The following is an 8,669-nucleotide window of genomic DNA, read 5'->3' as shown; positions in this document are numbered from 1 at the left end:
GTTCACCGGCTGAGCCCGACAGCCCTGACCGCCCAGACACCCACCGCACCTCATCCACCGCGCCCCGCGAGGGCGCGCCACAGAGCGACCGCGCGCCCCCGCTGTAGCGGACGGGGGCGCGCGGTTCTTTCTGCGTTGAGTGCGTAAGACGACGCGTGCGTAAGGCGACGTACGGAGAGCTAGGAAGCGTGTGGGCCGCGGTGCTCCGCGGCGATGCCGAAGCGCTGGGGTTCCGGCGTGCCGGCCGCGGTGGAGCCGACCGTGGAGACGGCGCTGATCACCTGCTCGTCCGGCGCCTCGGACATCTCCTCGAGCCGACGCAGGTCTTCCGCGGACACCAGGGCCACGAGCGGCTTGCCGTGCCGGGTGACGACCACCCGCTCCCCGCCGTAGACCACGCGGTTGATGAGGTCGGCGAGCTCTGCTCGTGCTTGCGTCACCGGAATCTCGTAGGGGCCCATGCCCCCATCATAACGTCATGTACGTCCTGTACATTTTTTACAGAGCGGCGGTCCGCCCGTCCGGCCTGGACCGCCGCCCCGCAGCCGAACCGCAGAGGGGCCCGCCATGAACACTCCGTATGCCCGCTATGTCCTGCCGCAGTTCACCGAGCGCACGAGCTCGGGGGTGCGGCACCTGGATCCGTACGCGAAGCTGCTCGAGGAGCGCATCGTCTTTCTGGGGACACCGATCGACGACACCTCGGCCAACGACGTGATGGCGCAGTTCATGTACCTGGAGCACAGCGCGCCCGACCAGGACATCTCGCTCTACATCAACTCGCCCGGCGGCTCGTTCAGCGCGATGACGGCGATCTACGACACCCTCCAGTACGTCACTTGCGACGTGGAGACGGTCTGCATGGGGCAGGCCGCCTCGTCCGCGGCCGTGCTGCTCGCGGCGGGTACTCCAGGGAAGCGGTCGGCGCTGCCCGGTGCCCGAGTCCTCATCCGGCAGCCGGAGTTGACCGAACCGGTCGAGGGGCAGGCGAGCGACCTGGCGATCCAGGCCGACGAACTGCTGCGCACCCGCGGCCTCTTGGAGGAGATGCTGGCCCGGCACACCGGCCAAGGCCGCGCGCGGGTCGCCGCGGACATCGAGCGCGACACGATCCTCGACGCCGTACAGGCCCAGGAGTACGGCCTGGTGGACCGGATCATCAGCACCCGCAAGTCGACCTTCCTCGCCCCCGGAAGCGAGCGGTGAGGGGCGCGATGCTGCCACCTGAGTTGCCCGAGCTGCCCGCACTCACGCACGCCGAGGGCGAGTTGATCGACCGCTACCTCGAAGTCGTCGACCTGGTGGGCCGGATCAACCCGGCACGGGGCCGCGACACCTACGGCGGCCTGCGCGCCGCCCAGGCCCTGGTCGCCAAGGCGGCGGCGTTACGGGACGCGTTGACGCTGATGCACCAGCGCGGCGAGAGCGAGGTGCACGCCGCGACGCTGGAGCGGGCGTTGCGGCTCCTGGACGGGGAACGGCGCGCGGGGCGGGTCACGATGCCGTCGCCGCCGGTGAGTTGAGGGTGCGCGCGGCACGCGGGTCGTCCGTTCGGCCCCACGGGCGGCCAGTTGGGGTCGCACGGATGGCGTAGCCGGTGATCTCGCCGGGAAATCCGCGCAGTTGGGCCAGGCGTGTGGACGGTTTCGGAAACGATCACTTCCGCCGCTGGTACGCGCCTCGCGGCTCAAACCACGAAGGTGCTCGAACTTCGCCGTCCACCCGAACAGGCCAGACGTGACACGGCCCGCATAGGGCAGGTTCTGCACTGATTTGACAGGTTCTGTGCGTAAGGATCCCTCCGACGACAAGCCCCCGCCACAGCGGCGGGGCGGTCCGGGCGGACGCCGAGTCCTGCCGCCGCCCGGATGCCAGGTCGACGACGCTGGACCGGCAGGAGTGGAGGACCCGTGCACGACGGGACGTCAGGTCCCTTGGGGTGAAGCCGCAGCGCAGCACGCGGCCGGGCATTCTTCGTTGGCCCGAATCCGACAGGTCATCCTTCACAGGCGGCTGACGAAGGGTTGCGCATGACCGCGCGAAATCGGGTTCCGTCCCTGCTCTGCCGAGCCGGGACCGCATCGGCCCTCACGCTCGCCACCGTGGGCGGTACCGCCCTCGCGCCCGGTGCCGTCACCGAAGCCGAAGCGGCCTCGGTGACGGCAAGGGCCCTGCAGGTAGCGGCGGCCAAGAAGGGAGCCCCCTACCGGTACGGGGCGACCGGCCCCCGCCGCTTCGACTGCTCAGGACTGACCCTCTACTCGTATCTGAAGGCGGGCAAGAAGCTCCCGCGCACGGCCGCCCAGCAGTACAACCGCAGCCGGCACGTCCCTGCCGGTCAGCGCCAACGCGGCGATCTGGTCTTCTTCCACTCCGGCCGGAACGTCTACCACGTGGGCATCTACGCCGGGAACGGCCGCCTCTGGCACGCGCCCAGGACCGGGGACGTGGTGCGGCTGCAGAAGATCTGGAGCCGCAGCGTCTGGTACGGACGGGTGGCGTAGCGGCCCGCGCTGTCAACGTGGTTCGCCGGTAAGCCTGTACGCCGGTACGCCGCCACTGCATCGGTATCGATAACAGCATCGGCATCGGCATCCCGGCGAACCACGGTGAACCACCGCACGGCCTGCGGGGATCGCGGCGCCCGCGCCGGGATACTCGTCCGCCATGGCCGATGAACCACGGGACGACGCCCGTCACGAGACGCCGTTCGAACGCGCCGACCGCAACTTCGGTGAGCTGCTCCAGGAACTGCGGGTCACCCAGACCGGCGTGCAGATCCTCTTCGCGTTCCTGCTGACCCTGGCGTTCACGCCCCGCTTCCCGAGCCTCGACGACGTGCAACGGGCGACCTACGTCTCGACGCTGCTGCTCGCCGTGGCGGCCGCCGCGCTGTTCACGGCGCCCGCGGCGGTGCACCGCGCTCTCTTCCAACAGCACGCGAAACCACAGATCGTCCGGGTCTCCGCACGCCTGGCGCAGATCGGTATGGCGGTCCTCGTGCTCGCTCTGACCGGTTCCGTGCTGCTCGTCGTCGATGTCGCCGCGGGCCGTACCGCGGGGGTGCTCGCCGCCACGGGGACGTTCGTGATGTGCGTCGGGCTGTGGGGAGTTCTGCCCCGCCTGGTCCGGACGGCGACCCTCGGCGGACCGCCCGAGAAGCCTTCCGGGCCACCCGCGTAGCCCCGTACGGCACGGGCTCCTCGTACGAGCGCTGCTCAGGTCTGTACCGGGGCCGTCCAGGGCAGTTCGATCCAGACCGTCTTGCCGCCCTCGTCCGTGGGCTGGACCGAGAGCCGGCCGCCGCACTCCGCCGCGAGCCAGCGGATGATCACCATGCCGCGGCCGTTGTCCTGCTGCACGGCCGCGGGCAGGCGCTTCGGGAGGCGGGGGTGGCTGTCGGTGACGCCGATGCGCAACTGCTCGTCGCGTTCGAGGCGCACGTCGACGGTGAAGGTGGGTGACTGGCCGCGGGTGTGCTGGACGGCGTTGGTCGCGAGTTCGGAGACGACGAGGCGGACGGTGTCGGCGACTTCGGCGTCGGCGGGCAGGCCCCATTCGGTGAGGACGCGCGTCACGTATTTCCGTGCCGCTGACACCGAAGCGGGATCGCTCGGCAGAGTGACGGAGGATTCCTGGTGATCTGCCATGGAGACGTCCCTTTCCCACCGGGCCGGACTCCGGCACGTGGTCGATGACCTGTGAATCACCGAATGACCGACGGACCCGGACTGGTGCTCCGCGCCAGACTGCCACTTACCCGGCGCCTTCCGCGCCGATCCCCCAACATATGCATATATCTGTCGCTCGAAGCGGTGAACTCTGCTACGGAATACCGTATTTGGGGCGGCAGACCGGCACGACAAAGCCCGAGCCCAGCGCCTGCCGGAGAGGAGTCGGGCTCAGCGCCTGACCGCACCCGCGGGCGCGGTGCGGGTGATCGTGCGTACCGCGTCCGTCACTTGAGTCTCTGTCAGGTCGGCGCGGGCCGTGAGGCGGAGTCTGGAGATGCCGTCCGGGACCGAGGGCGGGCGGAAGCAGCCCACGACCAGGCCGGCCGCGCGGCAGTCCGCCGCCCAGCGCAGCGCCTCGTCCGGGGTCGGCGCGTGCACGGAGACCACGGCGGCGTCGGGGCGGACCGTGGTCAACCCGGCCGCGGTGAGCTGCTCGTGGAGGGCCGTCGCCACCGCGCGGGCGCGGGCCGCACGGTGGGGCTCGCGGGCGATGAGGCGCAGCGCGGCCAGTGCCGCCCCGGCCGCCGCGGGCGCGAGGCCGGTGTCGAAGATGAACGTACGAGCCGTGTTGACCAGGTGCTCGATCACCCGCGCCGGGCCGAGCACCGCGCCGCCCTGGCTGCCGAGCGACTTGGACAGGGTGAGGGTGGCGACCACGTCCGGGTCGCCCGCCAGGCCCGCGGCGTGCGCGGCGCCCCGGCCGCCCTCGCCGAGCACCCCTAGTCCGTGCGCGTCGTCCAGGATCAGCGCGGCGCCGAACGAGCGGCAGACGGCGGCGAGTTCGGGCAGCGGGGCCGCGTCGCCGTCCACGGAGAACACCGAGTCGGTGACCGCGACCGCCGGGCCCTCGTGCCCGGAGAGGGCCTTGCGGGCGGCGTCCGGGTCGGTGTGCGCGACCACCGAGGTGGTGGCGCGGGCGAGCCGGCAACCGTCGATGAGGGAGGCGTGGTTGCCCGTGTCGGAGACGATCAGGCCGCCGTGCGGAGCGAGCGCGGTGACGGCGGCGAGGTTCGCCGCGTACCCGGAGGACAGCACGAGCGCGGCCTCGAAGCCGCAGAACTCGGCGAGTTCACGCTCCAGTTCGGCGTGCAGCGCGGTGGAGCCGGTGACCAGGCGGGAGCCGGTGGCGCCGCCGCCCCAGCGGCGGGCCGCGGCGGCCGCGCCCTCGGTGACCTCCGGGTGCCGGGCCAGGCCGAGGTAGTCGTTGCTCGCCAGGTCGAGCAGATCGCTGTCGGCGGGGCGCGGCCTGAGGGTGCGCACCAGGCCCGCGGCGCGGCGGCGTTCGGCCTGCTCGTCGAGCCAGCCGAAGGGGTCGGCGGCGGGCTGTGCCGGATCGGTGCCCGGCGGCACCGGGGCGGCGCCGGGCGGTACCGGAACGGCGCCGAGGGTCTGGTCGGCGGGGCGGCGGTCTTCGGTCGCCTGGCGGTGCATCGGCCATCCCTCACACGGCGGGCGGCGGGCGGTGTCCGCCCGGTCCCGCACGCCTTGGTAGTCCCGGTCGCTCTGTCAGCGCTCTTTGTCAGCAGTCAACAGACACTAGTCGCCCGTGCGCCGGGTCAGGGTGTGGCAATACCCACACCTCCAAGGCCCTCTATTGTGAGGTTCCTACTTGGCCGAGGGCCCTGCCGTAAGCGAGGATCACACCTCATGGACCTGCTGAACACGCTGGTGGACAAGGGGCTCAGGCGCGAACTGCCGACCCGCGAAGAGGCGCTCGCCGTATTGGCGACTTCCGACGACGAACTCCTGGACGTGGTGGCCGCGGCGGGCAAGGTGCGCCGCCAGTGGTTCGGGCGGCGGGTGAAGCTCAACTATCTGGTCAACCTCAAGTCCGGGCTCTGCCCCGAGGACTGCTCGTACTGCTCGCAGCGCCTCGGTTCCAAGGCCGAGATCCTCAAGTACACCTGGCTGAAGCCCGACCAGGCCTCCGAGGCGGCCGCCGCCGGGGTCGCCGGCGGCGCGAAGCGGGTCTGTCTGGTGGCGAGCGGCCGCGGCCCGACCGACCGGGACGTGGACCGGGTCTCGAAGACCATCGAGGCGATCAAGGAACAGAACGAGGACGTCGAGGTCTGCGCCTGCCTCGGGCTGCTCTCCTCCGGCCAGGCCGACCGGCTGCGGGCCGCGGGCGCCGACGCGTACAACCACAACCTCAACACCTCCGAGTCGACATACGGCGAGATCACCACCACGCACACCTACGCGGACCGTGTGGACACCGTGCAGCAGGCGCAGGCCGCCGGGCTCTCCGCGTGCTCCGGCCTGATCGCGGGCATGGGCGAGAGCGACGCGGACCTGGTCGACGTGGTCTTCTCGCTGCGCGACCTTGACCCCGACTCGGTGCCGGTGAACTTCCTGATCCCGTTCGAGGGCACGCCGCTCGCCAAGGAGTGGAACCTGACGCCGCAGCGCGCGCTGCGGATCCTGGCGATGGTGCGGTTCGTCTGCCCGGACGTGGAGGTACGGCTCGCGGGCGGGCGCGAGGTGCATCTGCGCTCGCTGCAGCCGCTCGCCCTGCATCTCGCCAACTCCATTTTCCTGGGCGACTACCTGACCAGTGAGGGCCAGGCGGGCAAGGCCGACCTGGACATGATCGCGGACGCCGGGTTCGAGGTGGAGGGCGCCGACAAGGTGACGCTGCCCGAGCACCGGCGCGCTGAGGCGGGCGCCGGGTGCGGGTCGCACGAGGCCGGGGCGAGCGCCGGGTGCGGGTCTCACGAGGGTGGCGGCGGATGCGGACCGTGCGGTTCCGGCGAGGCCGAACCTGTCGCGGCCGCTGGGTCCGACGCGGCCGCCGAGCCCGTGGCGGCTGCCGGGAACGACGCGGCCCGTACGGATCTGGTCGCGGTGCGCCGTCGAGGCGCGGGCACGGATCTGGCGCCGAATGCCTGAGCCGGCCCTCTCCACGCACGAACTGCTCGACCTCGACCGCCGCCACGTCTGGCACCCGTACGGTCCGATGCCCGGCCGGCAGGAGCCGCTGGTCGTCGAGTCCGCTTCCGGGGTCAGGCTCCGACTCGCGGACGGCGGCGGCGAGTTGGTGGACGGCATGTCCTCCTGGTGGTCGGCCATCCACGGCTACAACCACCCGGTGCTCAACGACGCGGCGCGCGGTCAGCTGGACCGGATGAGCCATGTGATGTTCGGCGGGCTCACACACGAGCCCGCCGTACGGCTCGCCAAGCACCTTGTCGACATGTCACCCGAGGGCCTCGAGCATGTCTTCCTCGCCGACTCGGGTTCCGTGTCGGTCGAGGTGGCCGTGAAGATGTGCCTGCAGTACTGGCGCTCCCTCGGCCGCCCCGAGAAGCACAAGCTCCTCACCTGGCGCGGCGGTTACCACGGGGACACCTGGCAGCCGATGTCGGTGTGCGACCCCGAGGGTGGCATGCACGAGCTGTGGTCGGGCGCGCTCCCCCGCCAGGTGTTCGCTGAGGCCCCGCCCGCCGCGTACGAGGAGTCGTACGCCGAGCATCTGCGCGACGCGATCGCGCGGCACGCGCACGAGGTGGCCGCGGTGATCGTGGAGCCGGTGGTGCAGGGCGCGGGCGGGATGCGCTTCCACTCCCCCGCGTATCTGCGGGTGCTGCGCGAGGCCTGCGACGCGCACGGTGTGCTGCTCGTGTTCGACGAGATCGCCACCGGCTTCGGTCGTACGGGCGAGCTGTTCGCCGCCGGGCACGCGGGTGTGACGCCCGATGTGATGTGTGTCGGCAAGGCGTTGACCGGCGGGTATCTCACGCTCGCGGCGACGCTGTGCACGGAACGGGTGGCGCACGGGATCTCACGCGGCGAGGTGCCGGTGCTCGCGCACGGTCCGACGTTCATGGGCAATCCGCTGGCCGCGGCGGTGGCCTGCGCGTCCATCGAGCTGTTGCTAGGGCAGGACTGGCGGACCGAGGTCAAGCGGATCGAGGGCGGCCTGAGCGATGGACTCGCCGGTCTGTCGGGCGCGCCCGGTGTGCGGGACGTACGGGTGCTCGGCGCGATCGGAGTGGTCCAGCTCGACCACGAGATCGACATGGCGGCCGCGACGCGGGCCGCGGTGGCCGAGGGTGTCTGGCTGCGGCCGTTCCGCGACCTCGTCTACACGATGCCGCCGTTCATCACCAACGACGCGGACGTGGCCCGGATCTGCCGGGCCGTGACCGCCGCGGCGAAGGCGGGCTGACATGTCGATACTGCTGGTCAGCGGTACCGGGACCGAGGTCGGCAAGACCGTGACGACGGCCGCGCTCGCCGCCGCCGCGCTCGCCGAGGGCCGCTCGGTGGCCGTACTGAAGCCCGCGCAGACCGGGGTGACACCGGCCGAGCGGGGCGACGCGGACGAGGTGGTGCGGCTCGCGGGCCCGGTGACGGCGCTCGAACTCGCCCGCTACCCCGAGCCGTTGGCGCCGGACACGGCCGCGCGCAGGTCCGGTCTTCCGCCGGTGCGGCCGTACGAAGTCGCGGACGCCGCGCGCAAACTCGCCACCGAGCACGACCTGGTCCTGATCGAGGGCGCGGGCGGACTCCTGGTGCGCTTCGACGCCGACGGCGGCACCCTCGCGGACGCCGCGCGGCTGCTGGGGGCGCCGGTCCTTGTGGTGGCCGCGGCCGGGCTCGGCACGCTCAACGCCACGGCGCTCACCGGTGAGGCGTTGCGGGGGCGGGGGGTTGTGCAGGCCGGTGTGGTGGTCGGTAGTTGGCCCCGTGAGCCGGATCTGGCCGCGCGGTGCAATCTGGCGGATCTTCCGGTTGCTGCCCGCGGGCCCTTGCTCGGCCTGCTGCCCGAGGGGGCGGGTTCGCTCGCGCCGTTGGAGTTCCGCGCCGCCGCGCAGGGCTGGCTGGCGCCTGCGATGGGTGGGAACTGGCGGGCGCCTGCCGGTGGTTGAGGGCTGGGGCGGGGGCCTGCGGCGCCTTCTTCTCCCCGCCCCGCCCCTTCCCGAACTGGGGCTC

The 8,669-nt window shown here is 71.9% G+C and carries 10 protein-coding genes and 1 riboswitch; of the genes, 7 read left to right on the top strand and 3 right to left on the bottom strand.

The features are described 5' to 3' along the window. Positions 1 to 179: 179 nt before the first annotated feature. Positions 180 to 461, bottom strand: a complete 282-nt coding sequence (locus GUY60_RS29750) for a type II toxin-antitoxin system Phd/YefM family antitoxin (protein WP_161703355.1) — start codon at positions 459 to 461, stop codon at positions 180 to 182. A 106-nt stretch (positions 462 to 567) separates the two neighbouring features. On the opposite strand from GUY60_RS29750, the gene GUY60_RS29745 reads away from it, so the two are divergent. The 4 genes from GUY60_RS29745 (at position 568) to GUY60_RS29730 (ending at position 3,183) form a co-directional block, all read left to right on the top strand. Then, positions 568 to 1,206, top strand: coding sequence for an ATP-dependent Clp protease proteolytic subunit (locus tag GUY60_RS29745; RefSeq protein WP_161703353.1), 639 nt, complete (start codon positions 568 to 570; stop codon positions 1,204 to 1,206). 8 nt (positions 1,207 to 1,214) lie between these two features. Then, positions 1,215 to 1,523: a hypothetical protein gene (locus GUY60_RS29740; RefSeq protein WP_161703351.1), complete on the top strand. Its 309-nt coding sequence runs from the start codon at positions 1,215 to 1,217 to the stop codon at positions 1,521 to 1,523. 350 nt (positions 1,524 to 1,873) lie between these two features. Next, positions 1,874 to 2,027, top strand: a riboswitch (cyclic di-AMP (ydaO/yuaA leader). A gap of 3 nt (positions 2,028 to 2,030) precedes the next feature. Continuing rightward, the gene (locus tag GUY60_RS29735) at positions 2,031 to 2,504 is read left to right on the top strand and encodes a C40 family peptidase (protein WP_161703349.1); all 474 of its coding nucleotides are present in this window, start codon (positions 2,031 to 2,033) and stop codon (positions 2,502 to 2,504) included. A gap of 163 nt (positions 2,505 to 2,667) precedes the next feature. Further along, complete coding sequence (locus tag GUY60_RS29730) at positions 2,668 to 3,183, top strand: DUF6328 family protein (protein ID WP_161703347.1); 516 nt, start codon at positions 2,668 to 2,670, stop codon at positions 3,181 to 3,183. 35 nt (positions 3,184 to 3,218) lie between these two features. Here the strand turns inward: GUY60_RS29730 and GUY60_RS29725 are convergent, their stop codons facing one another. Together GUY60_RS29725 and GUY60_RS29720 are read right to left on the bottom strand one after the other, a co-directional pair. After that, entirely contained in the window at positions 3,219 to 3,650 is a 432-nt protein-coding gene (locus GUY60_RS29725) for an ATP-binding protein (protein ID WP_161703345.1), read from the bottom strand. Between the two features lie 252 nt (positions 3,651 to 3,902). Beyond that, complete coding sequence (locus GUY60_RS29720; RefSeq protein WP_161703343.1) at positions 3,903 to 5,165, bottom strand: 8-amino-7-oxononanoate synthase; 1,263 nt, start codon at positions 5,163 to 5,165, stop codon at positions 3,903 to 3,905. Positions 5,166 to 5,381: 216 nt separating this feature from the next. Between GUY60_RS29720 and bioB the strand changes: the two genes are divergently transcribed. The 3 genes from bioB to bioD are packed head-to-tail and all read left to right on the top strand — an operon-like array spanning position 5,382 to position 8,605. Beyond that, positions 5,382 to 6,623: a biotin synthase BioB gene (gene bioB, locus GUY60_RS29715; protein ID WP_161703341.1), complete on the top strand. Its 1,242-nt coding sequence runs from the start codon at positions 5,382 to 5,384 to the stop codon at positions 6,621 to 6,623. After that, the gene (locus tag GUY60_RS29710; RefSeq protein WP_161703339.1) at positions 6,616 to 7,902 is read left to right on the top strand and encodes an adenosylmethionine--8-amino-7-oxononanoate transaminase; all 1,287 of its coding nucleotides are present in this window, start codon (positions 6,616 to 6,618) and stop codon (positions 7,900 to 7,902) included. Before bioB ends, GUY60_RS29710 begins: the two co-directional genes overlap by 8 nt. A gap of 1 nt (position 7,903) precedes the next feature. Then, positions 7,904 to 8,605: a dethiobiotin synthase gene (bioD, locus tag GUY60_RS29705; RefSeq protein ID WP_161703337.1), complete on the top strand. Its 702-nt coding sequence runs from the start codon at positions 7,904 to 7,906 to the stop codon at positions 8,603 to 8,605. Positions 8,606 to 8,669: the final 64 nt, after the last annotated feature.

It is taken from the genome of Streptomyces boluensis (assembly GCF_009908195.1).
GTDB lineage: Bacteria > Actinomycetota > Actinomycetes > Streptomycetales > Streptomycetaceae > Streptomyces > Streptomyces boluensis.
Note: the sequence above shows the minus strand (reverse complement) of the source record. Positions and strands in the feature narration are given on the sequence as shown.

Coding starts and splice junctions, on each gene's coding strand:
- GUY60_RS29745 (WP_161703353.1), top strand. CDS start 568: ATGAACACTCCGTATGCCCGCTATGTCCTGCCGCAGTTCACCGAGCGC.
- bioD (WP_161703337.1), top strand. CDS start 7,904: ATGTCGATACTGCTGGTCAGCGGTACCGGGACCGAGGTCGGCAAGACC.
- GUY60_RS29730 (WP_161703347.1), top strand. CDS start 2,668: ATGGCCGATGAACCACGGGACGACGCCCGTCACGAGACGCCGTTCGAA.
- GUY60_RS29750 (WP_161703355.1), bottom strand. CDS start 461: ATGGGCCCCTACGAGATTCCGGTGACGCAAGCACGAGCAGAGCTCGCC.
- GUY60_RS29710 (WP_161703339.1), top strand. CDS start 6,616: ATGCCTGAGCCGGCCCTCTCCACGCACGAACTGCTCGACCTCGACCGC.
- bioB (WP_161703341.1), top strand. CDS start 5,382: ATGGACCTGCTGAACACGCTGGTGGACAAGGGGCTCAGGCGCGAACTG.
- GUY60_RS29735 (WP_161703349.1), top strand. CDS start 2,031: ATGACCGCGCGAAATCGGGTTCCGTCCCTGCTCTGCCGAGCCGGGACC.
- GUY60_RS29725 (WP_161703345.1), bottom strand. CDS start 3,650: ATGGCAGATCACCAGGAATCCTCCGTCACTCTGCCGAGCGATCCCGCT.
- GUY60_RS29740 (WP_161703351.1), top strand. CDS start 1,215: ATGCTGCCACCTGAGTTGCCCGAGCTGCCCGCACTCACGCACGCCGAG.
- GUY60_RS29720 (WP_161703343.1), bottom strand. CDS start 5,165: ATGCACCGCCAGGCGACCGAAGACCGCCGCCCCGCCGACCAGACCCTC.